Origin of the sequence: Streptomyces sp. NBC_01808, assembly GCF_035917395.1 — a bacterium.
Taxonomy (GTDB): Bacteria; Actinomycetota; Actinomycetes; order Streptomycetales; family Streptomycetaceae; genus Streptomyces.
Window position 1 is genome coordinate 6,414,183 of record NZ_CP109072.1, and the last position, 26,530, is coordinate 6,440,712.

The following is a 26,530-nucleotide window of genomic DNA, read 5'->3' on the forward strand; positions in this document are numbered from 1 at the left end:
GGTGGTCCACGCCACTCGGTCATTTCCGTAAAGCCGCATAAGAGCTGCGGCCCTGCCCCCTCTCCCCAACTGACAGCCGGTCTAGCAGAGACCGGTGCGAGGGGCGACGAGGGATGAGCGTGATGACTGATGCGGGGGCGAATTCCGCGGTGGAGTGGCTGGTCTCGGCGGCACCCGAACCCGAGACCTGCCGGTGGGAGTGGGAGCGCAACCCGCTGGGGGTGTCGCTGCTGCCCGCCGGGCGGCTGTGGGACGTGCTGATCCTGCCGGGGGAGCTGGGGCGGCCGGCGCTCGACGTGGTCGCCCGGATCACCGGTCGGCCGGGCCCGGTGCTGGCGGACATGACGGACGCGCGGCTCGGGTTCTTCGTGCCGCCGGGGACGGCGGCGCGGTGGGTCGGTACGGGCGTACGAAGCGCGGGGCGCGGGACGTGGATCTTGGTGCCCTACCCGGGGCGGTCGACCGGCGCGCTGCGGTGGCTGGTGCCGCCGGACGGCAGCGGGCTGCTGACGGATCCGGTGGTGCTGGAGCTGGCGATGCACGAGGCGGCGGCGCACCTCGCGGACGGTCCGGGCGGGACGGGGCCTACAGGTCCTACGGGTCCTACCGGTGCTGAGGGCGGCGGGGGTGGTCCGGCTGGTGGGGAATGACGCGCGCCGCGGCGTACGCCGTGAGCCGGGTGGCTCCGTACCAGCATCCGGCGAGCAGCACCCCCGCCACACACCACCCCGCCAGCACGTCCAGCGGCCAGTGGTACTCCCGCCACACCAGCCCCGCCCCCGCTCCCGCTACCACCGCCCCCGCCGCGGCCACCAGCAGCCGCCGGGCGGTGCGGGAGCGGAGCAGCGGCAGCAGGAGCAGCACGACGGCGCCGTAGGCGACGGCGGCGGTGGTGGAGTGGCCGGAGGGGAAGAAGCCGGCGTAGTCGTCGGCGAGCGGGCCCTTGGGGCCGGGCCTGGCCTGCGCGGACTTCAGCGGCAGGACGACGGCGGGCAGCACGGCGACGGCGGCGGCCCCGGCGAGCAGCGGGACCCGTACGGCGGCCGGGACGCGGTGGTGAAGGGGGTGCAGGAGACGAAGGGGGTGCAGGCGGTGAAGGGGGCGAAGACGACGAAGGGGTCCGTGGCGCGCGGAGGCGGTCGCGGTACGTTCCGCGCCGCCGGTCGCCGCCCCGGCGCGTACCGGCGTGCGCCACACCGCGTACAGCATCGCCGCCGCCAGCACCGGCAGCGCCACCCAGACCCCGCCCAGGTCGGCCAGCAGCTCCGCGCCCGGCGGGGCGTGCCGCGACAGCGCGGGGCCGGTGCGCTCGTCCAGCTCGCGCACCGGCCCGTCCACCGCGACCTGCCAGGCCAGCAGCCCGTAGAGCACGGCGCAGCCGAGGACGGCCCACGCCGCGACCGCCCACCGCCGTAGCGGCGGCGCCGACACCCGGCCCTGCGCCGGCTCCTGTGACCGTTCCGCACCCCGCGCCGCCGACCGGCGCGGGGTGCGCCGTGCCCGTACCGCCTGCCTCACGCGTTCCGCGAGAGCGCCCCTTCCAGAATGTCCAGCCCCTCGGCCAGCAGGTCCTCGCCGATCACCAGCGGCGGCAGGAAGCGCATCACGTTCCCGTACGTCCCGGTGGTCAGCACCAGCAGCCCCTCCGTGTGGCACGTCTTGGCCAGCGCCGCCGTGAGCTGCGGGTCGGGGTCCTTCGTCCCCGGCTTGACCAGCTCGATGGCCAGCATCGCACCCCGCCCGCGCACCTCGCCGATCGCGTCGTACTTGCCCTGCAGCTCGATCAGCCGGGTCTTCATGATCTCCTCGATGCGCCGGGCCTTCGCGTTCAGGTCCAGCTCGCGCATCGTCTCGATGGCGCCGAGCGCGGCGGCGCACGCCACCGGGTTGCCGCCGTACGTGCCGCCGAGGCCGCCGACGTGCGGGGCGTCCATGATCTCCGCGCGGCCGGTGACCGCGGCCAGCGGCAGCCCGCCGGCGATGCCCTTGGCGGTGGTGATGAGGTCGGGGACGACGCCCTCCGCCTCGGAGGCGAACCACTGGCCCGTACGGCAGAAGCCGGACTGGATCTCGTCGGCGACGAAGACGATGCCGTTGTCCTTCGCGAACTGCGCGATGCGCGGCAGGAAGCCGGGCGCCGGCACGATGAAGCCGCCCTCGCCGAGGATCGGCTCGATGACGATGGCCGCCACGTTCGAAGCGCCGACCTGCTTGCTGATCAGGTCCATGGCCTGGGCCGCGGCTTCCTCGGCGCAGTTCTCGGGGCCGGTCAGCCAGCGGTAGGGGTAGGCGACGGGCACGCGGTAGATCTCCGGCGCGAAGGGGCCGAAGCCGTGCTTGTACGGCATGTCCTTGGCGGTCAGCGCCATGGTGAGGTTCGTCCGCCCGTGGTAGCCGTGGTCGAAGACGACGACGGCCTGGCGGCCGGTGTACGAACGGGCGATCTTGACGGCGTTCTCCACGGCCTCGGCGCCGGAGTTGAAGAGCGCCGACTTCTTGGCGTGGTCCCCGGGGGTCAGCTCGGCGAGCTGCTCGCAGACCTCCACGTAGCCCTCGTACGGCGTGACCATCATGCAGGTGTGCGTGAAGTCGGCCAACTGCGCGGACGCGCGGCGGACGACGGCCTCGGCGCTGTTGCCGACGGAGGTGACGGCGATGCCGGCGCCGAAGTCGATGAGCCGGTTGCCGTCGACGTCCTCGACGACGCCGCCGGAGGCGCGGGCGGCGAAGACGGGCATCACCGTGCCCACGCCCTGCGCCACGGCGCCGTTCTTGCGCGCCATCAGCTCCTGGGACTTCGGCCCCGGGATCGGGGTGACAAGCCGCCGCTCCTGGGGGAGCGCGGCGCCTGCGGTGGCGGAAGCGCTGGTCATGGGGGATCTCCTCCGGGTCCGGACGACGATGCTCTCCCTCGCAGGCTAGGGCCGGGCGCCGGGTGGGGGCATGCTACGCGGGGGAGCGGTCTGCCGTGTCGCTTTGTCCACGGTGGACAGGGGGCGGGTGAGCTGCGGAAACGCGGGGGTGCGGAGATGGGGCCGACGAGGGCGTACGGCGGAGTGGGGCGGGCGTACGGCGTACGGGCGGGGCGCCGGCGCACGGCGTAGGGACCCACGCCCTGTGCCACAGCCTCTGTAAAGGGTCCGCCCTAGACCTCCGGGAAGCGGACCGACGTCAGCTTCTCCGGATTGCGCTGCACATCGATCGCCGTGATCCGCCCCCCGTCCACCGTGAACGCCGCCACCGACACCTCCCCCTCCGACCCGTACAGCACCAGCCCCGCGGCCCCGTTGACGGTGACCACGCGCATCGTGCCGGGCGGCAGCGGCCCGCGGCCGAACGCGACCAGCCCGCGCGCCACCTGCTCCGCGCCCCGCACCACCCCCGGCAGCGACGAGACCAGCCCGCCGCCGTCCCCGCGCCACGCCACCTCCGGATCGAGCAGCCGCACCAGCCCCTCCAGATCGCCCTCCTGGCAGGCGGCGGCGAACGCGCGCACCAGCCGCCACTGCTCCGCGCGCGGCGCGGGCTCGTGCGGGCGGCTCCGCTCGACGTGCCGCCGGGCGCGGGAGGCGAGTTGGCGCACGGCGGCAGGGGTGCGGCCGACGACCTCGGCGACCTGGGTGAAGGGCAGGCCGAAGACGTCATGGAGGAGGAAGGCGGTGCGCTGCGCGGGCGACAGCTCGTCGAGCACGACGAGCAGGGCCATGCTCACCGACTCGTCGAGCGTCACCTGCTCCGCCGGGTCGGCCGCGGGTACCGCCCCGGCCGGCTCCACGAGCGGCTCGGGCAGCCAGGTGCCCACGTACCGCTCGCGCCGGGAGCGGGCGCTGCCGAGCGCGTCGAGCGCGAGCCGGCCGACGACGGTGGTGAGCCAGCCGCGCAGGTCGCGTATCGCCCCGGGCTCCGGCACGCGGCGCAGCCGCAGCCAGGACTCCTGCACGCAGTCCTCGGCCTCGGCGAGGGAGCCGGTGGTGGAGTACGCGACCCGCAGCAACCGGGGCCGCTCGTGCTCGAAGGCCCGGGCGAGATCGTCGTCGTGCGGCACGCTCACCGCCTCCCTTGCGAGCTGGCCTGGGCGGTCGACGGGCGTGGTGCCCCGGAGGTGGTGTTTCTCATGCCCTCAGGACGATGCGGGGCACGGATATGTGACTCCGGGGGTGCCGGTGAGCGTACGGCGGCGGTTGGCGCGTGCCCCGGACGGGCACCGGGTCGGTGGGCGGCACGCGCTAAGTTGGGCGGAACGGCGCCGAGTTGCCGGCGGCGACGGACTGGGCGCAGGAACGCAAGGTCGGGGCCGGACCCGTAACGGGGGCCGGACCAGCGGAAGGAAGAGCAGAACATGGGCGAGGACGGCCGACGCGGGCCGCAGAAGTCGGGACCGGAGCACGGGGATCGGCCCTGGCGTCCCGTGCGGCCCACGCAGCCGCCCATCGGCCCCGCGGTGCCGCCGCAGTCCCGGGGAGCGGCGCCGGGTGCGGCGGCCGGAGCCGGGCAGGGCGGGGTCGAGGAGTGGGAGAACCCGTTCGTCCGCTGGATGCGCACCCCGCGGCCGGAGGCCGGGCCGGGGATCTGGCGGTTCGGGCACGTGCCCAGGCCGCCTGACCAGGCGGACCGGATGTCCGACCGGCAACTGCTCGGCGGCGCCGCGCTCGCGCTGATCAGCGGGCTGCTCGTGTGGTCGCTCTGCTGGAACGGCGTCATCACCATCTGGCTGTGGCCGCTCGACTGGATCACCCTGGACGCCTGGCGGGACACCGGCGCCATGGTCGCCGCCGGCTACCTCTACTACGGCCTGTTCATCCTGTTGCTCGTGTACGTCTTCGGCCGCATCGGGCGGTGGCGCGAGGTGTGGACCCGCTTCCTGGAGCCCGTCCTCAGCGCCCAGCAGCCCGACGGGACCCAGGAGGACACCGAGGCCGAGGATCCCGTGGCGTGGCCCGAGTTGCGGGCTGCCGGGTTGGTGGGGGAGGCCGAGGTGCTCGGGGGGGCCGCTCGGGGTGGGGGGATGAACGACGTCGACCTGGCGCGGATAGCGCGGGCCTGGGAGTCCGTACGGGCCCGGCCCGACCGGCTGCGGGCCTTCGCCGACTCCGTACGGCGCGACGGCCCCGCCGCCTGCCCGCACCCCTCCGGGCTCCGCGACATCGGCCGCCGCGCCTACCGGCACGACCTCGTCACCGGCCAGGTCCGCATCGGCGCCGCCCCCGACGACAAGCGCAATCCCTACGCCTACCGCGGCGGCGGCATCGCCCTCGAACCCGCCCTCCTCGGCACCGGATTACTCGCCGTCGGCCCCGCGGGCAACGTGGTCAGCGACCGCCTCACCGGACCCGTCGCCGAGCTGCTCTGCCTCCAGGCGCTCGCCGGGCAGGCCGCCGTCGTCGTCGTCGGGGCGGCCGGCGCCCCGCTCGGCGACGACGACGCGTACGACGTCGTCATCCGCATCGCCGATCCCTCCTCCCCCCACGACCTCGACCTCTACGGCGGCACCGCCGACCCCGACGAGGCCGCCGCCCTGCTCGCCGAGGCCCTGCTCGGCGGCGACGAGGCCGACTGGGCGCACGCGCGGCCCGCCGTCACCGTCCTCGGCCAGCTCATCGGCGCCTACCAGTCGGCGCACGGCACCTTCCCCGGCGTCGCCGAGCTGCGCGGCCTCCTCGACGGCGACCGCGCCGCCCTCGCCGCCCTGCGGCGCGACTGCGCCGCCGTCGCCGAGGGCGCCCCCGAGGACGGTGCCGACCCCTTCGCCGCCGACCGCGCCGTCGCCGCCCTCCGCGAGCTCGACGCCCGCGAGCGCCAGCTCTCCCGCCCCGGCGACGTCGGCGCCCGCCTCGCCGGCCGGCTCGCCGTGCTCGACCGCCCCGTCTTCGCCCGGTTCTTCGACACCCGCGGCCGCGGCCGCCAGTTCTCCATGCGGGCGCTGGAGCACCCGATGCGGGTACGGATCGTGCTGCCGGAGCGTACGCACGCCGAGGCGTCCCGGGTGCTGGCCCGGCTGCTCCTCGCCCAGTTCACCGCCGCCGCCCCGGCCCGCTCCGACCGCTCCCTCTTCGCCGCCCTCGTCCTCGACGACGCAGCCCGCACCGCCAGCCCCGAGTCCGTACGGGCCATCGGGAGGCTGCGCGCCGCGCACGCCGGCGTGGTGCTGGGGCTGCGCGGGCTCGACGACGTCGCGGAGCCGGTGCGCGGGCCGCTGCTGGCCGCGGTCGGCTGCCGGATGGCGCTGACCGGCGTCAGCACCTGGGACGGCCGGCACTTCGCGGAGGCGTGGGGCGCGGAGTGGGTCGAGGCGGAGGACGTCACCCATGTGCCGGATGTCTCCGGCGGGCTCATCCGGAAGCTGCTGAGGTGGGTACGGCAGGTCTTCACGGGTACGAAAGCCATGAGCCGCTCGGTGACGGTGCGCACCGTGGAGCGGGAGCGCTGGTCGGCCTCGGAGCTGGCGAACACGCTGCCGCCCGGGCACGCGGTGCTCTCCGTGACGACAGTGGACGGCGAGCGGACGCCTCCGGTGCTGGTCGACTTGCACCACTGAGGCACAATGGCAACAGCCGTTCATACGGAGCGGCGTAAGACCCACAGCGACAGTCTGAAAGCGGTCGGAGACCTCCGCGACGGTCGGAGGACGGTGCGGATCGCCGGACTCCGGAGGGCCTGCCGGCCCGCCGGGGCCGGACGGGGGCGGTCAGGGCCGGTCGCGTACGTAGCGGCCCGGTCCGGCCGGGGCGGTCGCGCAGACAGTCACGAACAGCACGGCGGCCCCGGCCGCCGCAGCAGCCAGAAGGTGCCATGCCCACGCTCGCCTCGCTCGTCCGTCATCCCACCCTCAAGCTCTCCGTCCTCACCGGCGCGGACGAACTGGACGTGGCCGTGCGCTGGGCGCAGACCAGCGAGTTGATAGACCCCGTGCCGTATCTCGAAGGCGGCGAGCTGATCCTGACCACCGCGCTCAAGCTCGACGTCGAGGACGCCGAGGCCATGCGCCGCTACATGCGGCGGCTCGCGGACGCCGGCGTGGTCGGGGTGGGCTTCGGCGTCGGCGTGAATGTCGAGACGGTGCCGGAGGCGCTGCTCGCGGCGGCCCGGGAGGCGCGGGTGCCGCTGCTGGAGGTGCCGCGCAAGACGCCGTTCATCGCCATCTCCAAGGTGGTCTCCGCGGCCATCGCCGCCGACCAGTACCGGTCGCTGACCCGCGGCTTCGAGGCGCAGCGCGACCTGACCCGGGCGGCGCTGGGCGCGGAGGGGCCCGCGACGGTCGTCAGCCGGCTCGCGGCGCACGTCCACGGCTGGGCGGCGCTGTACGACACGGCGGGGGAGGTGCTCGCGGTCTCCCCGGCCGGGGCGGTGGCGCGGGCGGAGGCGCTGAAGGGCGACGTGGCGCGGCTGCGCCGGCGGCCAGCGCCGGCGAGCGCGGTGGTGGCGGGCGTACGGGCCGAGGAGCCGGAAGACGCGGAGCCGGCCGGGCCGGCGGACACGGGTGACGGAGGGGCCGTAGCGGACGGGGCGCCGGCGGAAAGGACGTCGGCTGACGGGGCTGAATCTGACGGGGCCGCATCGGACGGGGCCGCAGGCGCGGCGCCGGAGGCTGCGGCCGACGGTGCTCCCGGCCGAGCCGACGATGCTGCCCGTCGGGCCGACCATGCTCCCGACCGCCCGGAGCGGGACGCCGGCGGACCCGCCGAGGACCGCGTCGAGCTGCAGTCCCTCGGCTCCGGCCGCCGCTGCTGCGGCGTCCTCGCCGTCGGGACCGACGGCAAGCTGGCCCCCGCCGAGCGCTACGCCGTGCACGCCGCCGTCTCCCTCCTCACCCTGGTCACCGAGCGCTCCAGCGCCTTCTCCGCCGCCGAGCAGCGCCTCGGCACCGCCGTGCTGCGGCTGCTGCTCGCCGGCCAGCCCGACCACGCGCGGGCCGTCGCCGGGCCGCTGTACGGGGGGCTGCTGGACGCGCCCGTCCGCCTCCTCGTCGCCGAGGCCGCCATGCCGGTGGCGCCGGTGGGGGAGGGCGAGCCGGAGCCGCTGCCGGAGGCGCTGGGGGAGCTGGCCGACGCGCTGGACGCCGCGGCGGCCGCGTCGGGCGAGGCGTTCCTCGCGGTGCCGGACGCCGGCCGGCTGGTGGTCCTGGCCAGGGACGGCGGCGCGGTCGCGGAGGCGGCGGCGCAGCACGCCGGGCGGGTCGAGGCCGCGCACCCGGGCGCGGTGGGGCAGGCCCGCGGGTCCGGCGCCGGGCAGGGGACGCTGCCGCTGGTCGCCGGGGTGTCGGCGCCGGCGGGTCCCGCGGTGGTGACGGTGGCGTACAAGCAGGCCGAGCAGGCGCTGTCGGTGGCGCGGCGGCGCGGGCGGGTGCTGGTGGAGCACGAGGACGTGACGGCGGGCTCGGTGGTGGACCTGCTGGCGGACGACGCGGTGCAGGCGTTCGCGGACGGCACGCTGCGGGCGCTGCGGGAGCACGACGAGCGGGGCCGCGGCGACCTCGTCGCCTCGTTGCGGGCGTGGCTGTCGCGGCACGGGCAGTGGGACGCGGCGGCGGCCGACCTCGGGGTGCACCGGCACACGCTGCGCTACCGGATGCGGCGGGTCGAGGAGATCCTCGGGCGCTCGCTGGACGACCCGGACACGCGGATGGAGCTGTGGCTGGCCCTCAAGGCGTAGCCGGGTTCCGCCGCCCCGCCGGCTGCCGGCCGGCGGAGCGGCGGGGGAGTCACGGCGTACGGGCCTTGCAGGTGTCGCGGATCTTGTAGAAGTACGACAGGTACTTCGCGTGGTAGTCCGCGCTCGTGATCCGTACCATCGCCTCGTCCGCGGAACGGAGCCCGGATCCGGTCCAGTTGTGGCTGCCCGTGTAGACGCGCGGCGTGATGCTGCCGTTGTAGTCGCCGTCCAGCAGCCAGAACTTCGTGTGCGTCCGCACGTCGATGCCCGGGCCGTTGGGGAAGTTGCAGAACTGGCGCTGGATGCCCGCGGCGTCGAGGATGCCCTCGACCGTCGCGTCGCCCTCGCTGTAGACGACGTCGACCCAGCAGCCCTGCGCGCGCTTCTGCGCCAGCTTCTGGGCCACCTGCTTGCGGGAGCCGAGGAACTGGAACATGGCGACGCGGATGTCGGTCTGGTGCCGCTTGCCGTCCGTGCCGGTGTACGCGCACGCCACCTCGTCGAGGGCGTTGACGATGGTGTCGGTGGCCGGATTGCCGTAGTTCGCGTCGCCGCGCGGGAAGAAGAACGCGCGGTAGGGGGAGCCGGTGGGCGTGGACCAGTAGTAGGTGTTGTCGCCGGCCGCCGAGTGGCGCAGGCGGCGCTGGTCCTCGTGGAACTTCGCGTAGCCGTCGTGGACGGTGGCGTCGGCGAAGGTCACGGCGTCGTTGTACGACTCGTTCTTGTACCAGTCGTTGAGATTGGAGGATGACTGGAAGACGACCTTGTCGTAGCTGGTCCCGTCGTCGAAGGGGCCGACCCTGGTGAAGACGAAGAACTTGTTGTGGTTGTACGCGGGCCCCGGCGGCGGGACCGGGAGGCAGCCGCGCTGCACGTTGTCCATGCCGGGGTCCTCGAACCGGTCGTCGCAGACGACGATCCAGGACGTCTTCGTGTCGTCCGTGCCCAGTGCGCCGCGCAGCGAGGTCCAGGCGGCGCTGCCCTTGTCGCGGGTGTTGTCGTCGACGATCAGCTTGACCGCGACCCCGCGGCGCTGGGCCGCTATGAGGGCGTCGGCGACGGCCGTGTCCTCCAGCTCGAACACCGAGCCGCGGATGGTCTGGCCGGCGGGGGTGGCGTCGATGAGCGCGATGAGCTGGGTGAAGACGGCGCCGCGCTGGGCGGTGGAGCCGAGCGGGTCGTTGAAGACAGGGCCGTTGATGACGGGCTTGGCGACGGCGGCGCCCGGTGCCGCGGCGGCGGGCCGTGCGGCGGCCGGCGGCGCTGCGGCCGGTGACGCGGGTGCGGCCGCGGGTTCCCGCGCCTGCGGCTCGGCGGCGGTGGCGCCGGAGACGAGCGTCGCGGTGAGCGAGAGCAGGACGGCGGCCACGCCCGCGGGCCGCCAGGCGCGTATGCGTCTCATGTGGTGAATCCCCCCTGGGTGCCTGGGAATCGGCGGGTCGCCGAGCACCCTAGAGGGCATGGGCTGGGTTGTCAGGAGCCTGCCATGGACGATTCACGGCCGTTCCGGGGCGGCCGGACATGCGAGGACCCCCGGGATGATCCCGGGGGTCCCGGCGCCGGCCGGCCGTCGTCAGAGCGCGTCGAGCCCCGTGAAGACCATGACCTTCTCGTACGTGTAGTCCTCCATCGCGTACCGCACGCCCTCGCGCCCCACGCCGGAGCGCTTCACGCCCCCGTACGGCATCTGGTCCGCGCGGTACGACGGGACGTCGCCGACGATCACGCCGCCGACCTCCAGCTTCCGCTGCGCCCTGAAGGCGCTCTGCACGTCGTGCGTGAACACGCCCGCCTGGAGGCCGTACTTCGAGTCGTTGACCGCCGCGAACGCGGCGTCCTCGTCGTCCGCCCGCTGCACCGTCACGACCGGCCCGAACGCCTCCTCGTGGGAGATCCGCACGCCGCCCGGCACGTCCGTCAGCACCGTGGGCGCGTACGACGCACCGTCCCGCTTGCCGCCCGTCAGCAGCCGGGCACCGGCGCCGACGGCCTCGTCGATCCACGACTCCAGCCGCTGGGCCGCGGCCTCGCTGACCATCGGGCCGACGTCGGTGGCCTCGTCCGCCGGGTCGCCGGTCACCTGCGCCTCGACGGCCGCGACGACCTTGGGCACCAGGCGGTCGAAGACCGAGGCGTCGGCGATCACGCGCTGGACGGAGATGCACGACTGGCCCGCCTGGTAGTTGGCGAACGTGCCGATCCGCTGCGCGGCGTGGTCGAGGTCGGCATCCGAGGAGTAGTCGCCCAGGACGACGGCGGCGCCGTTGCCGCCCAGCTCCAGGGTGACGCGCTTGCCGGGAACGGAGTTGAGGATGTCGTAGCCGACCTTGTCCGAGCCGGTGAAGGAGATGATCGGCAGCCGCTCGTCCTGGGTGAGGGCGGGCATCCGGTCGTTCGGCACCGGCAGCACGCTCCAGCTACCGGCCGGCAGGTCGGTCTCCGCCAGCAGCTCGCCGAGGAGCAGACCGGACAGCGGGGTGGCGGGGGCGGGCTTGAGGATGATCGGGGCGCCGACGGCCAGGGCCGGGGCGACCTTGTGGGCGCACAGGTTCAGCGGGAAGTTGAACGGCGCGATGCCGAGGACCGGGCCGTACGGGAAGCGCCGGGTGAAGGCCAGCCGGCCGGCCCCGCCCGGGTCGGTGTCGAGCCGCTGGCCGTCGCCGCTGCCCCACCTGCGGGCTTCCTCGGTGGCGAAGCGGAACGTGGACACGGCGCGGCCGACCTCGCCGCGGGCCCACTTCAGCGGCTTGCCGTTCTCGGCGGAGATCAGCCGCGCGATCTCCTCGGCGCGCGCGGAGATCTGCTTGGTCACATGGTCGAGCGCCGCGGCCCGCACGTGCGCGGGGGTGGCGGCCAGCTCGTCCTTCACCGCGTGCGCGGCGGCGACGGCCTCCTCGATCTGGGCGTCGGTGGGAATGCTCACCGTGCCGACCGTGCGGCCGTCCCAGGGCGAAGTGACGTCTAGGGTGTCCTCGCCGGTCGCCTGCCGGCCGGCGAGCCAGAACGCTTGTGTGGAAGTCACGGCAGAGTCCCTCCGGAGAGTGTAAGTACCTCTGCTGCCCACCGTAGGCGGTCGGCGGGGCAGGGTGCGTTGTCCGGCGCGTAGCACTCCGCGGGTGCGGCGCTACGCGACGGAAGGGTGAGGCGGCGCGGGGTGCGGTTTCGCGGGCCGCCGGTGCGCGCACGGGTCGCGGGGGCCGAGGGTACGGGGTCGGGGGCCGCCGCGGCGCGGGACGCGGGGGCGGCGGCCGGGCCCGGCCGCCGCCCGGGTGATCTTGTCGGTGGGGCAGCCTACCCTTGGGCGGGCGTGCGGGGAGAGGGCGTGATGGGGTCCGGTAGAAGGCCGGAGAGAGGTCCCGGGGCGGGGGCGTGGGGGCGTGCGGCGGGGTGCGGGGCACCCGATTGGCGCGCGCGGGGTGGTGTCTCCCGGCCGAATCGGGTACATACGCACAAGTAGCACCGGCTGGTAACCCCTACTCAGCGGCGAGGTGAGTCCCCTCATGACCGCACCATCCACACGGCCGTCCGTCTCCGAGAAGGAAGCCAGGGAGGTCGCCGAGGCCGCACGCGAGCAGGACTGGCGCAAGCCCAGCTTCGCCAAGGAACTGTTCCTGGGCCGTTTCCGCCTCGATCTCATCCACCCCCACCCGGAGCCCGCCGCCGAGGACGTGGCGCGCGGCGAGGAGTTCCTCGCCCGGCTGCGCGACTTCTGCGAGACGAGCATCGACGGGGCCCTGATCGAGCGCGACGCGCAGATCCCCGACGAGACCGTGCGCGGGCTGAAGGAGATCGGCGCCTTCGGCATGAAGATCGACCGGAAGTACGGCGGTCTCGGCCTCACGCAGGTCTACTACAACAAGTCCCTCGCCCTCGTCGGCACCGCGAGCCCCGCCGTCGGGGCACTGCTCTCGGCGCACCAGTCGATCGGCGTGCCGCAGCCGCTGAAGATCTTCGGCACCGAGGAGCAGAAGGAGGAGTTCCTGCCCCGGTGCGCCCGTACCGACATCTCCGCCTTCCTGCTCACCGAGCCCGACGTCGGCTCCGACCCGGCCCGGCTGGCGACCACCGCCGTCCCCGACGGCGACGGGCCCGACGCCGACTACCTGCTGGACGGGGTCAAGCTCTGGACCACCAACGGCGTCGTCGCCGACCTCCTCGTGGTGATGGCGCGGGTGCCGAAGTCCGAGGGGCACCGGGGCGGCATCACGGCGTTCGTCGTCGAGGCCGCGTCCGAGGGCGTCACGGTGGAGAACCGCAACCAGTTCATGGGCCTGCGCGGCATCGAGAACGGCGTCACCCGCTTCCACCAGGTGCGCGTCCCCGCCGCCAACCGCATCGGCCCCGAGGGTGCGGGCCTGAAGATCGCGCTGACCACCCTCAACACCGGTCGGCTCTCGCTGCCCGCCCTGTGCGTCGGCGCCGGCAAGTGGTGCCTGAAGATCGCCCGCGGCTGGAGCGGCGCCCGTGAGCAGTGGGGCCGGCCGGTCGCCAAGCACGAGGCCGTCGGCGCGAAGGTCTCCTTCATCGCGGCGACGACGTTCGCGCTGGAGGCGGTGCTCGACCTGTCGTCCCAGATGGCCGACGAGGACCGCAACGACATCCGCATCGAGGCCGCCCTCGCCAAGCTCTACGGCTCGGAGATGGCCAGCCTCATGGCCGACGAGCTGATCCAGATCCGCGGCGGCCGCGGCTACGAGACCGCCGAGTCGCTGGCCGCCCGCGGCGAGAAGGCGATCCCGGCCGAGCAGATCGTCCGGGACCTGCGGATCAACCGGATCTTCGAGGGCTCGACCGAGATCATGCACCTGCTCATCGCCCGCGAGGCGGTGGACGCCCACCTGAAGGTCGCCGGCGACCTCATCGACCCGCAGAAGAACCTCTCCGAGAAGGCGCGCGCGGGCGCGCGGGCCGGCGGCTTCTACGCCCGCTGGCTGCCGAAGCTGGTCGCGGGCAAGGGGCAGGTGCCGCGGACGTACGGCGAGTTCCACCCGCCCGGGCACCGCGACCTCTCCACCCACCTGCGCTTCGTCGAGCGCGGCGCCCGCCGGCTGGCGCGCTCCACGTTCTACGGGATGTCCCGCTGGCAGGGGCGGATGGAGACCAAGCAGGGCTTCCTCGGCCGGGTGGTGGACATCGGCGCGGAGCTGTTCGCGATGAGCGCCGCGTGCGTACGGGCCGAGATGCTGCGCGCCGCTCCCGGCCGGGGCGGGCACGGCAAGGAGGCGTACGAGCTGGCCGACGCCTTCTGCCGGCAGGCCCGCATCCGGGTCGAGGAGCTGTTCGGCCGGCTGTGGACGAACACCGACGACCTGGACCGCAGGGTGGTCAGGCAGGTGCTGGACGACGCGTACACCTGGCTGGAGGAGGGCATCGTCGACCCGTCGGGCGACGGCCCGTGGATCGCCGAGGCCGAGCCGGGTCCGGCGAAGAAGCCGAACCTGCACCGGCCGATCGGCTAGCGGACGGCGGTCGCGCGGACGGCGGTGCGCGCCGTCCGCGCACCGCGGTCAGGCCGGCTGCCGCTCCAGGATCGACTTGAGCTGCGAGGCGAGCATGACCCAGCCGCCGCTGACGCTCTCCAGCATCCTGCTCTCCGCGCTGTCGAAGTGGTCGTGGGTGATGGTCAGCTTCACGCCCAGCTTCGGGATCTCGGCCGGCTCGACGTCGAAGGCGACCTGCGAGCGCTCCTTGCTCGCCTCGGCGAACTCCGCGTCCGACATGCCCAGCATCTCCTGGTGCATCGGCTGCAGTGTGTGCCAGGTGTACACCAGCCGCTTGCCCGGCTCGGCCACCAGGACGCGCTGGCCCAGGTCCAGGGGCTCGCCGTTCTCCTCCAGCGGCCAGTAGACGGTCGAGCCCGCCTGCCAGTCGGAGCGGGGCGCCCAGCCGCCGTGGTACTGCTTGAGGAACTCCGGCGTCGTCAGCGCCTCGTAGAGCTTCTCGGCCGTGGTCTCGATGTAGATCGTGTAGACGAACGCGGGCTTCTTCAAGGGATTTCCTTCCAACGCTTGCTTGAGCGCGGACAGGGCCGTGAGGCGCCCGCGCTCGTACCGGCCGATCCAGCGGTCGGCCACCTCGTGGATCGGCACGGGGTTGAGGTAGTGCAGCTTCTCCCTGCCGTGCCGCACGGCGGTGACCAGGCCGGCGGACTCCAGCACCGCCAGGTGCTTGCTCACCGCCTGCCTGCTCATCTCCAGCCCCGTGCACAACTCCCGCAGGGTCTGGCCGTTCCGCTCGTTGAGGCGGTCGAGCAGCTCTCTGCGGCTGCCGTCGGCGAGCGCCCGGAAGACGTCGTCCATGGTCACCACCTCGGTTTCCCAGATTGGCAACCAAATGGTTGCCTGTCAAGGCAGGGCTGCCGAGTGGCGCAGCTCACGGTTCCGGGGTGAAAATCGGAGAAGGCTATCCCTAGCATCCCGATAGGAAATCCCTAGTATCGATGTCTATGGACTTTTCGTGGTCGATGGTCGTGGCCGGAGCCTTCGTGGGCTGCATGGTCGGCCTCACGGGCATGGGCGGCGGCGCCCTCATGACCCCCATCATGGTGACGGTCTTCGGTGTCAACCCCACCCAGGCCATCGGCAGCGACCTGGCGACCTCGGTCTTCATGAAGCCCTTCGGCGCCGCCGTGCACCAGAAGGCGGGCACCGTCCGGTGGGACGTGGTGCGCTGGCTGCTGCCCACCGGGGTGCCGGCCGCGTTCTGCGGCGCCTTCCTGCTGCAGTTCCTCGGCGAGGGCGAGGACCTGCAGAGCCGGGTGAAGATCGTCATCGGCGCGGCGCTGCTGCTCGCCGTCACCGGCATGCTCGCCCGGATGTGGCTGGACCGGCGGCGCGCCGCGCAGGGCGAGGAGACCGAGGACGCGCATGTGCCGGTACGTCCCGTGCCCACGCTGGTCATCGGGCTCGTCGGCGGCCTCGTCGTCGGCATGACCTCGGTCGGCTCCGGCTCGCTGATCATCGTGATGCTGATGCTCGTGCACCCCCGGCTCAAGGCCAACCACCTCGTCGGCACCGACCTCGTCCAGGCCATCCCGATCGTCGCCGCCGCGGCGGCCGGCCACTTCATCGTCGGCGACGCCAGCCTGGGGCTCGCGGCCGTGCTGCTCCTCGGCGCCATCCCCGGCGTGCTCGTCGGCGCCGTGCTCTCCACCCGCGCCCCCGGCGCCGTGCTGCGCTGGGTGCTGGCGATCATCCTGCTCGCCACCGGGCTGTCCCTGGTGCACGTGCCGGAGACCGTCATCGTCCCGGCCTGCGCCGTGCTCGCCGCGTACGCCGTGATCAGCAGCCGTCCCCGCCGCCCGCGGCCCGCGGCGGCCCCCGCCGGCGCCCCGGCGGTGGACGGCGAATCGACGGGGGAGCCGACAGCGGACGGCATCGAGAGGGCATCTGCTCCGCGCCAAGTGTGAGCCGACACAATGGGGCGATGACCGAGACCTCTGCTGCTCCGCTCGCCGATCCGCACCTGCGTCCCGCGCCCGCCGACGACGGCCCCCGCGAGATCGTCATCCTCGGCTCGACCGGGTCCATCGGCACCCAGGCCATCGACATCGTGCTGCGCAACCCCGACCGGTTCCGGGTCACCGCCCTGTCCGCGGCGGGCGGCCGGGTGGAGCTGCTGGCCGAGCAGGCGCACAAGCTGCGCGTACGCCGCGTCGCGGTCGCCCGCGCCGACAAGGCCGGCGAGCTGCGCGAGGCGCTGACCGCGCGGTACGGGTCCGGCGAGCCGCTGCCCGAGGTGCTGGCAGGTCCTGACGCGGCCACCGAGGTCGCCGCCGACGAGTGCCACACCGTGCTCAACGGCATCACCGGCTCCATCGGCCTCGCGCCCACCCTCGCCGCCCTCAAGGCGGGACGGATGCTGGCGCTCGCCAACAAGGAGTCCCTGATCGTCGGCGGTCCGCTGGTCAAGGACGTGGCCCGGCACGGCCAGATCGTGCCCGTGGACTCCGAGCACTCCGCCCTCTACCAGGCCCTGCTCGGCGGTACCCGCGGCGAGGTGCGCAAGCTGCTCGTCACCGCCTCCGGCGGCCCGTTCCGCGGCCGGACGCGCGAGGAGCTGACGGAGGTCACCCCGGAGCAGGCCCTCGCCCACCCCACCTGGGACATGGGCCCGGTCGTCACCATCAACTCCTCCACCCTGGTCAACAAGGGCCTGGAGGTCATCGAGGCGCACCTGCTCTACGACGTCCCCTTCGACCGCATCGAGGTCGTCGTCCACCCGCAGTCCTACGTGCACTCCATGGTCGAGTTCACCGACGGCTCCACCCTGGCCCAGGCCAGCCCGCCCGACATGCGGATGCCGATCGCGCTGGCGCTGGGCTGGCCCGACCGGGTGCCGGACGCCGCGCCCGCCTTCGACTGGTCGGCCGCCGGCACCTGGGAGTTCTTCCCGCTCGACGAGAAGGCGTTCCCTTCCGTGCCGCTGGCCTGCCACGTCGGCGCCCTCGGCGGCACCGCCCCGGCGGTCTTCAACGCGGCGAACGAGGAGTGTGTCGACGGCTTCCTCACCGGCAAGCTCCCGTTCCTTGGCATCATGGACACGGTCAGCCAGGTCGTCGCGGAACACGGCACGGACGATCCGGGAACCCGGCTGACGGTCGCGGACGTCCTCGAAGCCGAGACCTGGGCGCGCGCCCGGGCCAGGGAGCTGGCGGGGCTGCCTGCCGACCAGCACGACAAGTGACGATCGACAACTGATGACGAAGGTGCGCCCATGACGACACTCATGACGATTCTCGGCATCGTCGTCTTCGCCTTCGGGCTCCTCGTCTCCATCGCCTGGCACGAGTTCGGCCACCTCAGCACGGCCAAGATGTTCGGCATCCGCGTCCCGCAGTACATGGTCGGCTTCGGCCCCACGATGTTCTCCCGGAAGAAGGGGGAGACGGAGTACGGGATCAAGTGGATCCCGCTCGGCGGCTACATCCGCATGATCGGGATGTTCCCGCCCGGCGAGGACGGGCGGGTGCAGCAGCGCTCCACCTCGCCGTTCCGCGGGATGATCGAGGACGCCAGGCAGGCGGCGTACGAGGAGCTGGAGCCCGGCGACGAGAAGCGGCTGTTCTACACGCGGGCCCCGTGGAAGCGGGTCATCGTGATGTTCGCCGGGCCGTTCATGAACCTGGTGCTGGCCGTCGTGGTCTTCGTCGGCGTGATGATGACGTTCGGCATCGCCACCCAGACCACGACCGTCGGCTCGGTCTCCGACTGTGTGATCAAGGCCGAGTCGGTCGCCGAGAACCCGGACCGCAAGTGCAACGATGCCGACCCCGCCGCGCCCGCGAAGAAGGCGGGGCTGGAGCGCGGCGACCAGATCGTGGCGTTCAACGGCCGCCCGGTCGACGACTGGGAGACCCTGCAAAGCAGCATCCGCGAGACCATCGGCCCGGCCACCGTCACCGTCGAGCGCGACGGCAAGCGCGTCGACCTGCACCCCACGCTCACCGAGAACACGGTCAGCAAGAGCGACGGCGACGGCGGCTACGTCGACGGCGAGTACGTGAAGGCCGGCTTCCTCGGCTTCACCCCCGCCACCGGCGTGGTCAGGCAGGACTTCGGCCAGTCCGTGGACCGCATGGGCGACATGGTGGTCAACGGCTTCGACGCGCTGATCGCGCTGCCGTCGAAGGTCCCCGACCTGTGGAACGCGGCCTTCCAGGGCGAGGAGCGCAAGGAGGACTCGCCGGTCGGCGTCGTCGGCGCGGCCCGGGTCGGCGGCGAGGTGCTGAACCTCGACATCCCGCCGGAGCAGCGGGTGGCGTCGATGCTGCTGCTCGTGGCCGGCTTCAACCTGTCGCTGTTCCTGTTCAACATGCTGCCGCTGCTGCCGCTGGACGGCGGGCACATCGCGGGGGCGCTGTGGGAGTCGGTGCGGCGCGCGTTCGCGCGGGTCTTCCGGCGACCCGACCCGGGCCCCTTCGACGTCGCCAAGCTGATGCCGGTGGCGTACGTGGTCGCCGGGGTGTTCATCTGCTTCACGCTGCTGGTGCTGGTCGCGGACGTGGTGAACCCGGTGAAGCTCACGGGCTGACCCGGGCGGCGGAGCGGGGCGCGGACCACGCCGTACGCGCCCGCCCGCCGCCTGTCCGCCACCCGCCGCCGCCTGTCCGCCACCCGCCGGCGCCTGCGCCGGTCCGCGCGGTGTGCCCAGGTCGCGGCCCCGGTGCACCGTGCGGTAAACGCACGGTGCCGGTTTATCGACACTTCCGGTGACCACCCCGGCACCGGCCGCAGCCCGGCGCGCGGGTGCCGTAATCTCGGTAGCCGGGCCCTCATCCGGCGGGGGCCATGATCCGTACAACAGGGGTTGCCGCCAGATGACTGCCGTTTCGCTGGGAATGCCGTCCGTTCCGCTGAAGATGGCCGAGCGCAGGGCGAGTCGTACGCTGCAGGTCGGGTCCGTCGCCGTCGGCGGCGAGGCACCGGTCTCGGTCCAGTCGATGACCACCACCCGCACCTCCGACATCGGCGCCACCCTCCAGCAGATCGCCGAGCTGACCGCCTCCGGCTGCCAGATCGTCCGGGTGGCCTGCCCCACGCAGGACGACGCCGACGCGCTGCCCGTGATCGCCAGGAAGTCCCAGATCCCCGTCATCGCGGACATCCACTTCCAGCCGAAGTACGTCTACGCCGCGATCGACGCCGGCTGCGCCGCGGTCCGGGTGAACCCGGGCAACATCAAGAAGTTCGACGACCAGGTCAAGCAGATCGCCCAGGCGGCCTCCGCCGCCGGCACCCCCATCCGTATCGGGGTGAACGCGGGCTCGCTCGACCGGCGGCTGCTCGCGAAGTACGGCAAGGCCACCCCGGAGGCGCTGGTCGAGTCCGCGCTGTGGGAGTGCTCGCTCTTCGAGGAGCACGGCTTCACGGACATCAAGATCTCGGTGAAGCACAACGACCCGGTCGTCATGGTCAACGCCTACCGGCAGCTCGCCGCCCAGTGCGACTACCCGCTGCACCTCGGCGTCACCGAGGCCGGGCCCGCCTTCCAGGGCACCATCAAGTCCGCCGTCGCCTTCGGTTCGCTCCTCGGCGAGGGCATCGGCGACACGATCCGCGTCTCCCTCTCCGCCCCGCCGGTGGAGGAGGTCAAGGTCGGCATCCAGATCCTGGAGTCCCTCGGGCTGCGCGAGCGCCGGCTAGAGATCGTCTCCTGCCCGTCCTGCGGCCGCGCCCAGGTCGACGTCTACAAGCTCGCCGACGAGGTCACCGCCGGTCTGGACGGCATGGAGGTGCCGTTGCGCGTCGCCGTCATGGGCTGCGTCGTCAACGGCCCTGGCGAGGCCCGCGAGGCCGACCTCGGCGTCGCCTCCGGCAACGGCAAGGGCCAGATCTTCGTCAAGGGAGAGGTCATCAAGACCGTCCCCGAGTCGAAGATCGTCGAGACGCTGATCGAGGAGGCGATGAAGATCGCCGACCGGATGGAGGCCGACGGCGCCGCCGCCGGCGAGCCGGAGGTCACCGTCGGCTGACCGCCGGGTACGGCGCGTACCCGCAGGAAGCGGGCGGACGCGCGCACGGGTACAGTGCCGCTGTGTTGACGACCACCACCACCCGGCTGCTGGAGCCCGCGGAGCTCGACGCCGCCCGCGCCGTGCTCGACCGCGAACCGGTCGCCAACGCGTTCGTCGCCTCCCGCGTCGCCGTCGCGGGGCTCGACCCCTGGCGGCTCGGCGGTGAGCTGTGGGGCTGGTACGCGGGCGGGCGGCTGGAATCCCTCTGCTACGCCGGCGCCAACCTCGTGCCCGTCTGCGCCACCCCCGAGGCGGTGCGCGGCTTCGCCGAGCGCGCCCGGCGCGCCGGGCGGCGCTGCTCGTCGATCGTCGGCCCCGCCGAGCCCACCGCCGAGCTGTGGTCCCTGCTGGAGCCCGCCTGGGGGCCGGCGCGCGAGGTGCGGGCGCGGCAGCCGCTGATGGTCACCACCTCGATGCCCACGGAGGTCCAGCCGGACCCGCTGGTCCGCCGGATCCGCAAGGACGAAATGGACCTGATCATGCCGGCGTGCGTGGCCATGTTCACCGAGGAGGTCGGCATCTCGCCGCTCGCGGGCGACGGCGGGCTGCTGTACCAGGCGCGGGTCGCGGAACTGGTGGGCGGCGGCCGGTCCTTCGCGCGCGTGGAGGACGGCGAGGTCGTCTTCAAGGCGGAGATCGGCGCGGCGACGGCGCACGCGTGCCAGATCCAGGGCGTGTGGGTGGCGCCGGAGCACCGCGGGCGCGGGCTGTCGGAGATCGGCCTCGCGGCGGTCCTGCGGTACGCGCTGCGCGAGGTGGCCCCGGTGGTCAGCCTGTACGTGAACGACTTCAACACGGTGGCGCGCGCGGCGTATCGCCGGGTGGGCTTCCGCGAGGTCGGGGCGTTCATGAGCGTGCTGTTCTGAGAGCCGGCTCGGCGGCGTCGCGGAGGTGCGGGGGGCGCGTACGGGCGTCGTCTCCGCGGCGTTCCGGCGTCGCGGCGGGGTGTGGTCACGGGGGTCGGGCCGGCGGGCCGGGGGCGCAGGGTAGGGTGCGCAGCCATGGATGACGTCGTCGTCGGCCCTCTCGACCTCGCCGCCCGCGTGGACGACGCGCTTGCCGTACAGGCCGTCGCCTTCGGGCTCACCGACGACGAGATCGCCGTCCGCCGCCATGTCGTGCTGCGGCACCTGACCAACACGGGCGCCCGCGCGCTGGGCGCCACCACCGCCACCGGGCGGCTCGTCGGGTTCGTCTACGGCATGCCGAACAACCGCGTGTACTGGTGGTCCACCGTCGTCCAGCCCTATCTGCGCGCCGCCGGCGAGGACCGCTGGCTCGACGACGCCTTCGTCATCACCGAACTCCACGTGCACCCCGCCTTCCAGCAGCGGGGGATCGGCCGCGAGCTGATCACGCGGATCACCGACTCCGCCGCGGAGCCCAGGAGCCTGCTCTCGGCGATCGACGTGGAGAGCCCCGCGCGCCACCTGTACCGGCAGCTCGGCTACCGCGACCTCGCCCGCCGCGTGGTGTTCCCCGGCGCCCCCAGCCCGTACGTGGTGATGGGCGCGGAGCTGCCGCTGCTGCGCTGAGTCGTCCACAACCGGCGAGTTGTCCACAGGTTCGGCGGACGAATTACCGGCGGGCCCGCGTCCGGCGCTAGAGTCCGGGGCATGAGCCAGCACAGCCACGTTCAGCGCATGTCCCGGATGATGCTCAAGACGCTGCGCGACGACCCCGCCGACGCCGAGACCGCGAGCCACAAGCTGCTCGTCCGCGCGGGCTATGTCCGCCGCTCGTCCGCCGGGGTGTGGACGTGGCTGCCGCTCGGCAAGCGGGTCCTGGAGAACGTGGCGCGGGTCGTCCGCGAGGAGATGGACGCGATCGGCGGCCAGGAGGTGCTGCTGCCGGCCCTGCTGCCCCGCGAGCTGTATGAGACGACGGGCCGCGCCGAGGAGTACGGCGACCTGCTCTTCTCCCTCAAGGACCGCAAGGGCGTCGACTACGTGCTGGGTCCCACGCACGAGGAGCTGTTCGCCCAGGTCGTCAAGGATCAGTGCTCGTCCTACAAGGACATGCCCGTGATCCTCTACCAGATCCAGATCAAGTACCGGGACGAGGCGCGGCCCCGCTCCGGCGTGCTGCGCGGCCGCGAGTTCCACATGAAGGACTCGTACTCCTTCGACACCTCCGACGAGGGCCTGGCCGCCGCCTACGGGCTGCACCGCGAGGCATACCAGCGGATCTTCGAGCGGCTCGGCTTCGACTTCCGGATCGTCTCCGCCGTCTCCGGCGCCATGGGCGGCTCGGCCAGCGAGGAGTTCCTGGCACCCGCCGCCGCCGGCGAGGACACCTATGTGCAGTGCCCCTCCTGCGGTTTCGCCGCGAACACCGAGGCGCTGACGACGACGGTGGCGCCCTCCCCGGTCGACGGGCACCCGCCGGTCGAGGAGTTGGACACCCCGGACACCCCGACGATCGAGACCCTCGCGGCGCACCTGGGCGTCCCCGCGTCCGCGACGCTGAAGAACCTGCTGGTGAAGGTCGACGGCGAGATCACCGCGGTCGGCGTGCCCGGCGACCGCGAGGTGGACCTGGGCAAGCTCGCCGAGCACCTGGCCCCGGCCGAGGTCGAGGTCGTCACCGCCGAGGACTTCGCCGGCCGCCCCGACCTGGTCCGGGGGTACGTCGGCCCGCAGGGCATGGCCGGCAAGGCGTTCCGCTACCTGGCCGACCCCCGGGTCGCCCCGGGCACCTCGTGGGTGACCGGCGCCAACAAGCCCGACTCGCACGCGCGCAACGTGGTGTGCGGCCGCGACTTCGAGGTCGACCAGTACCTCGACGTGGTCGTCGTCGAGCCCGGCGACCCCTGCCCGCGCTGCGGCGCGGGCATCGAGCTGGACCGGGCCATCGAGATCGGCCACATCTTCCAGCTCGGCCGCAAGTACGCCGACGCCTTCGAGCTGGACGTCCTCGGGCAGAACGGCAAGCCGGTGCGGGTGACCATGGGTTCGTACGGGATCGGGGTCTCCCGGGCCGTCGCCGCGCTCGCCGAGCAGACGCACGACGAGCTGGGGCTGTGCTGGCCGCGCGAGGTGGCCCCGGCGGACGTGCACATCGTCGCGGCGGGCAAGGCCAAGCAGACGGAGCTGGCGCTGGAGCTGGCGGAGAAGCTGGGCGCGGCGGGCGTGCGGGTGCTGGTGGACGACCGGGCATCGGTGTCGCCCGGCGTGAAGTTCACCGACGCCGAGCTGATCGGGGTGCCGCAGATCCTGGTCGCCGGGCGGCGCGCGGGCGACGGCGTGGTGGAGCTGAAGGACCGCCGCACCGGCGAGCGCGAGGAGCTGCCGGTGGACGAGGCGCTGGCGCGGCTGACGTCGGCGGGGTGAGAGCCGCGGTGCCGGCCGCGGAGAGCCGGCGGAGCCGACGGGCGGCGGTGGCCGCCGCCGTCGGGGTGGTAGGGGGCCGGGTGGCGGCGCGTTACCTGCCGGAGTCGTCCCGTGCGGGCGTGGCCGCGCGGAGGAAGTCGGCGGCGACCGGGCCCGCATCCTTGCCGCCGGAGCCGCCGTCCTCGACGAGGACGCTGAACGCGAGGTCGGCGCCCTCCAGGTAGCCGATCATCCAGGCGTGGGTGCGTGGGGGCACCTCCCACGCGCGCCCGGCTCGCTGTGGGGGAGGGCTCTGGGGCGCCCCTGCCGGAGTCCGGCGCGACGGCGCCGACCAGGGAGCGGGCCAGGTGCGCGACGGGCTGCCGGGAGTCGACGAACTGCAGCCCTGGAACGGCCAGCAGCCGGTCGCGGTGCTGCCGGTAGACCTCGTCCCGCAGCGTCACCACCGGCACCGACTCGTCGGGGTCCGCGGCGGCCACGCGCTTCTTCAGCCGCGGGACGTCGAGGTCCGCGCCGAGCGCGGCGTCGTCGAGGGAGACGAGCACGTCCTTCGGGTCCAGCCCGCGGTGTACGGAGTCCAGCAGGTCGGCGGCGGCCCGGGGCCGGTCGGTGTGGCTCGCGGCCTCCTCGCCGGCGCCCCGAGCCCAGGCGGCCACGTACGCCCGCACCCCCTCCTGCGCGTCGGCGGCGTCGTCGTCCCCGCCCCTCACGTACGCGATGCTCCCGGCCGGCACCCCGGCCGCGACCACGACCGCCCCGGCGGCCAGGGCCCACTGGGACCGTATGCGCGAGGGCGGGGCCAGATCCATGCGGGCATCCTAGGGCGTCGCCCCCGCAGCCCAGGGGCGCCAACAGGCCGTCCATGGACTGCCGTCGACCCCGGCGGCCCGGGAGCGGTCAGAGCCAGCCCGCGTACTCCAGGTGGAGTTCGCCGCCGTTGCGGTCGCCGCGGGCCAGGGCCGTCACGCCCGTCGCGACGCAGCGGAACAGCGTCCAGTCCCGCAGCCGGTCGCGGTCGACGTCCAGCGCGTCCGCCAGCTTCGTCAGCCGCCGCCTGGTCGCCGCCGCCGCGCCCGGCGCGGCCACCAGGGTGTCGACGCGGTCCCGCGCCGGCCAGGCCAGGTCGTACGCCCGCTCGCCCACCAGCGGCCGGGGCCCCACCGCGAGCCACGGCATCCGCTCGGCGGCCAGCACGTGCCCCTGGTGGTAGTCGCCGTGCAGCAGCACGTCGGGCCCCGCCGCCGCCCGGTCGCCGAGCAGCGCCTCGCGCCGGTCGAGCGCCGCGTCGACCAGCTCCGCGTACGGCTCGGTGCGCAGCGCGCGCAGCCGCTCCGCGAGCCGCCCGGTGTGCTCGGCCACGGTCGGCAGCGGGTGGCCCGCGGGCGGCGCGGTCCACAGCCGCTGCAGCGTCGCCGCCGCCTCCAACTGCGCCTTCGCCTCCGCCAGCGAGCGGAGGCTGACGTCCGCCTGCAGCCGTTCCAGCAGCAGCGCCCCCGAGGCGGCCTCCGCGCGCAGCAGCCGCACGGCGCCGACGCCGTTCCAGTGCTCCAGCGCGCGCTGCTCGGCCGCGATGCGCTCCGGCTCGTACGCGACCTTGAGCGCCGCCGGAGTGCCGTCCTCCTGCCGTACGAGGACGAGGACGCTGGTCCTGCCGCCCGGCGCGTGCACCCGCTCCGGGATCAGCTCCCAGCGCCGCAGCAGCCCCTCCACCAGCTCGGACAGCCCCGCGAGCCAGGCGCGGCCCGGGTCGCCGTGGGCGGAGACGTGGCGCACCAGGCGCTCCGGCGGCTCGGCCCTGTACTGCGGTGCAGATGCCATGCGGGCGGTGTCCTCTTGCTGGTTCTGGCCGGGCGGGCGGGTCAGTCCTGGCGGCCGGCGCCCTCCTGCCGGCCCGCGGGTGCGGTGTCGGGCGTGCGTTCGGCCAGACCAGGGAAGGCTACGCTCCCGCCGCGCCAGCGTGCCGCCCGGACCGCCGCCTCGCGCAGCGCGGCCGCCGCGTCGCGGCGCAGCTCGCCCTCCGCGGCGCGGACGAGGTCGGCGTAGCTGCCCGCGATCCGGTCCTCCAGCTCGGTCGCCAGCCGTACGGCGGCGGCTTCGTCCGGCACCGCGAACGGCAGCGCGTACGCGGCGGCGGCGGGCTGCGGCCGGTCGCCGAAGTCGCTGACGACGCGGCTGAGGGCGTCGCGGCGGGCGCGGTGGGCGTCGTAGCCGGCGCGCGCCTGGCCGGCCAGGCCGCCGGCGCGGGCGCCGACGACGCCGTAGCCGTAGACGGCGGCGTGCTCGGCGGCCAGCGCGCGCTGCGCCGCGGCGCGGGCCTCGTGGGACGGTTCGCTCACGGTGCCTCCTGGGGTACGGGACGGGGGCGGCCCGCCGCCCGGCCGCCGCGCTGGGTACGGCGCCCGCCGCGGCGCCGGAGGGCGGGCCCCGTAGCGCTCACGCCATCGCCCCGAGGAGGTAGACGTGGGCCGCGCCCGCCGCGGCGACCGAGGCCAGCAGGCCCGCGAGCTCCCCCGGGGCGGTGGCCAGGCCGGCGGTGTGGGCGTCGGCGGTGCGCTTCTCCGCGGTGGCCAACTCGGCGACCGCCCGCGCCGGTTCCGCGGGCACCGGCTCGCCGCCGCGCTTCTTCGACGGCGGGGGAGCGGCGTCCGCGCGGTCGCCGGGTTCTTCCGCCCCCGGTTCCGGGGACGCGGCGCGGGTGTCCGCGGGCAGGCCGCGGGCCAGGGCGGCCACGTGCAGCGCCACCTCCGCGCGCAGCGGGGCGAGCGCGTCGGCCAGGCCGGGGTGGGCCGCCGTCGTCGCGTCGTAGCGCCGCAGCAGTAAGCGCGACTCGTCCGCGGCGCGGCGCCGGAGCCGTTCGGTGCGCGCGGGGTCGGGATCCCCGCCGTCGCCGCCGTCTCCGGAACAGCCCGCGGTGGTGCCTGTCGCCGCCAGCAGGGCGGCACCGGCCAGCACGGTCCTTCTCGCCGGGAGTCCCTTGATCCGCACGAGCCGAGCGTACCGGTGGGCAACGCACAGGTCGTGGAGCGGATACGCT

21 protein-coding genes are annotated in these 26,530 nt (G+C 74.1%); 11 read left to right on the top strand and 10 right to left on the bottom strand.

Going from position 1 to position 26,530, the window contains the following annotated elements; all coding sequences use genetic code 11:
- Positions 1–122 precede the first annotated feature (122 nt).
- Complete coding sequence (locus tag OG946_RS28435; RefSeq protein WP_326798818.1) at positions 123–650, top strand: hypothetical protein; 528 nt, start codon at positions 123–125, stop codon at positions 648–650.
- On the opposite strand, the gene OG946_RS28440 is transcribed toward OG946_RS28435, so the two are convergent.
- The 3 genes from OG946_RS28440 to sigJ form a co-directional block, all read right to left on the bottom strand.
- On the bottom strand, positions 604–1,431 hold the full coding sequence (locus OG946_RS28440; RefSeq protein ID WP_326798819.1) for a phosphatase PAP2 family protein: 828 nt from the start codon (positions 1,429–1,431) through the stop codon (positions 604–606). The genes OG946_RS28435 and OG946_RS28440 overlap by 47 nt on opposite strands.
- A gap of 83 nt (positions 1,432–1,514) precedes the next feature.
- Positions 1,515–2,873, bottom strand: coding sequence for a 4-aminobutyrate--2-oxoglutarate transaminase (gene gabT, locus OG946_RS28445; protein ID WP_326798820.1), 1,359 nt, complete (start codon positions 2,871–2,873; stop codon positions 1,515–1,517).
- Between the two features lie 272 nt (positions 2,874–3,145).
- Positions 3,146–4,045: an RNA polymerase sigma factor SigJ gene (gene sigJ, locus OG946_RS28450; protein ID WP_326798821.1), complete on the bottom strand. Its 900-nt coding sequence runs from the start codon at positions 4,043–4,045 to the stop codon at positions 3,146–3,148.
- Between the two features lie 294 nt (positions 4,046–4,339).
- On the opposite strand from sigJ, the gene OG946_RS28455 reads away from it, so the two are divergent.
- Positions 4,340–6,535 (top strand): hypothetical protein, encoded by a 2,196-nt coding sequence (locus OG946_RS28455; RefSeq protein ID WP_326798822.1) that lies wholly within the window; start codon positions 4,340–4,342, stop codon positions 6,533–6,535.
- Positions 6,536–6,789: 254 nt separating this feature from the next.
- On the top strand, positions 6,790–8,649 hold the full coding sequence (locus tag OG946_RS28460; protein WP_326798823.1) for a helix-turn-helix domain-containing protein: 1,860 nt from the start codon (positions 6,790–6,792) through the stop codon (positions 8,647–8,649).
- 49 nt (positions 8,650–8,698) lie between these two features.
- On the opposite strand, the gene OG946_RS28465 is transcribed toward OG946_RS28460, so the two are convergent.
- On the bottom strand, positions 8,699–10,051 hold the full coding sequence (locus OG946_RS28465) for a phospholipase D-like domain-containing protein (protein ID WP_326798824.1): 1,353 nt from the start codon (positions 10,049–10,051) through the stop codon (positions 8,699–8,701).
- Between the two features lie 171 nt (positions 10,052–10,222).
- Positions 10,223–11,671: an aldehyde dehydrogenase family protein gene (locus OG946_RS28470; RefSeq protein ID WP_326798825.1), complete on the bottom strand. Its 1,449-nt coding sequence runs from the start codon at positions 11,669–11,671 to the stop codon at positions 10,223–10,225.
- Between the two features lie 478 nt (positions 11,672–12,149).
- Here OG946_RS28470 and OG946_RS28475 point away from each other — a divergent pair, with 478 nt between their 5' ends.
- Entirely contained in the window at positions 12,150–14,108 is a 1,959-nt protein-coding gene (locus tag OG946_RS28475; RefSeq protein WP_326798826.1) for an acyl-CoA dehydrogenase family protein, read from the top strand.
- Positions 14,109–14,156: 48 nt separating this feature from the next.
- Here the strand turns inward: OG946_RS28475 and OG946_RS28480 are convergent, their stop codons facing one another.
- The gene (locus OG946_RS28480; RefSeq protein WP_326798827.1) at positions 14,157–14,948 is read right to left on the bottom strand and encodes an ArsR/SmtB family transcription factor; all 792 of its coding nucleotides are present in this window, start codon (positions 14,946–14,948) and stop codon (positions 14,157–14,159) included.
- A 146-nt stretch (positions 14,949–15,094) separates the two neighbouring features.
- On the opposite strand from OG946_RS28480, the gene OG946_RS28485 reads away from it, so the two are divergent.
- The 7 genes from OG946_RS28485 (at position 15,095) to OG946_RS28515 (ending at position 23,496) form a co-directional block, all read left to right on the top strand.
- Complete coding sequence (locus tag OG946_RS28485) at positions 15,095–16,057, top strand: sulfite exporter TauE/SafE family protein (RefSeq protein WP_326798828.1); 963 nt, start codon at positions 15,095–15,097, stop codon at positions 16,055–16,057.
- Between the two features lie 17 nt (positions 16,058–16,074).
- Positions 16,075–17,334: a 1-deoxy-D-xylulose-5-phosphate reductoisomerase gene (gene dxr, locus OG946_RS28490; protein ID WP_326798829.1), complete on the top strand. Its 1,260-nt coding sequence runs from the start codon at positions 16,075–16,077 to the stop codon at positions 17,332–17,334.
- A 30-nt stretch (positions 17,335–17,364) separates the two neighbouring features.
- The gene (locus OG946_RS28495) at positions 17,365–18,681 is read left to right on the top strand and encodes a M50 family metallopeptidase (protein WP_326798830.1); all 1,317 of its coding nucleotides are present in this window, start codon (positions 17,365–17,367) and stop codon (positions 18,679–18,681) included.
- Between the two features lie 286 nt (positions 18,682–18,967).
- Positions 18,968–20,122 (top strand): flavodoxin-dependent (E)-4-hydroxy-3-methylbut-2-enyl-diphosphate synthase, encoded by a 1,155-nt coding sequence (gene ispG / locus OG946_RS28500; RefSeq protein ID WP_101421164.1) that lies wholly within the window; start codon positions 18,968–18,970, stop codon positions 20,120–20,122.
- Between the two features lie 62 nt (positions 20,123–20,184).
- Entirely contained in the window at positions 20,185–21,030 is an 846-nt protein-coding gene (locus tag OG946_RS28505; protein WP_326798831.1) for a GNAT family N-acetyltransferase, read from the top strand.
- Between the two features lie 135 nt (positions 21,031–21,165).
- A complete protein-coding gene (locus OG946_RS28510; RefSeq protein WP_326798832.1) occupies positions 21,166–21,699 on the top strand; it encodes a GNAT family N-acetyltransferase in 534 nt (177 codons plus the stop codon).
- A gap of 81 nt (positions 21,700–21,780) precedes the next feature.
- Positions 21,781–23,496, top strand: coding sequence for a proline--tRNA ligase (locus OG946_RS28515; RefSeq protein ID WP_326798833.1), 1,716 nt, complete (start codon positions 21,781–21,783; stop codon positions 23,494–23,496).
- Positions 23,497–23,587: 91 nt separating this feature from the next.
- Here OG946_RS28515 and OG946_RS28520 read toward each other — a convergent pair whose 3' ends face one another.
- From OG946_RS28520 to OG946_RS28535, 4 genes are all read right to left on the bottom strand, one after another.
- A complete protein-coding gene (locus tag OG946_RS28520; protein ID WP_326798834.1) occupies positions 23,588–23,752 on the bottom strand; it encodes a hypothetical protein in 165 nt (54 codons plus the stop codon).
- A gap of 641 nt (positions 23,753–24,393) precedes the next feature.
- Positions 24,394–25,314 (bottom strand): aminoglycoside phosphotransferase family protein, encoded by a 921-nt coding sequence (locus OG946_RS28525; protein ID WP_326798835.1) that lies wholly within the window; start codon positions 25,312–25,314, stop codon positions 24,394–24,396.
- Positions 25,315–25,355: 41 nt separating this feature from the next.
- The gene (locus OG946_RS28530; RefSeq protein ID WP_326798836.1) at positions 25,356–25,832 is read right to left on the bottom strand and encodes a DUF4439 domain-containing protein; all 477 of its coding nucleotides are present in this window, start codon (positions 25,830–25,832) and stop codon (positions 25,356–25,358) included.
- 97 nt (positions 25,833–25,929) lie between these two features.
- A complete protein-coding gene (locus OG946_RS28535; protein WP_442814648.1) occupies positions 25,930–26,448 on the bottom strand; it encodes a hypothetical protein in 519 nt (172 codons plus the stop codon).
- Positions 26,449–26,530 lie beyond the last annotated feature (82 nt).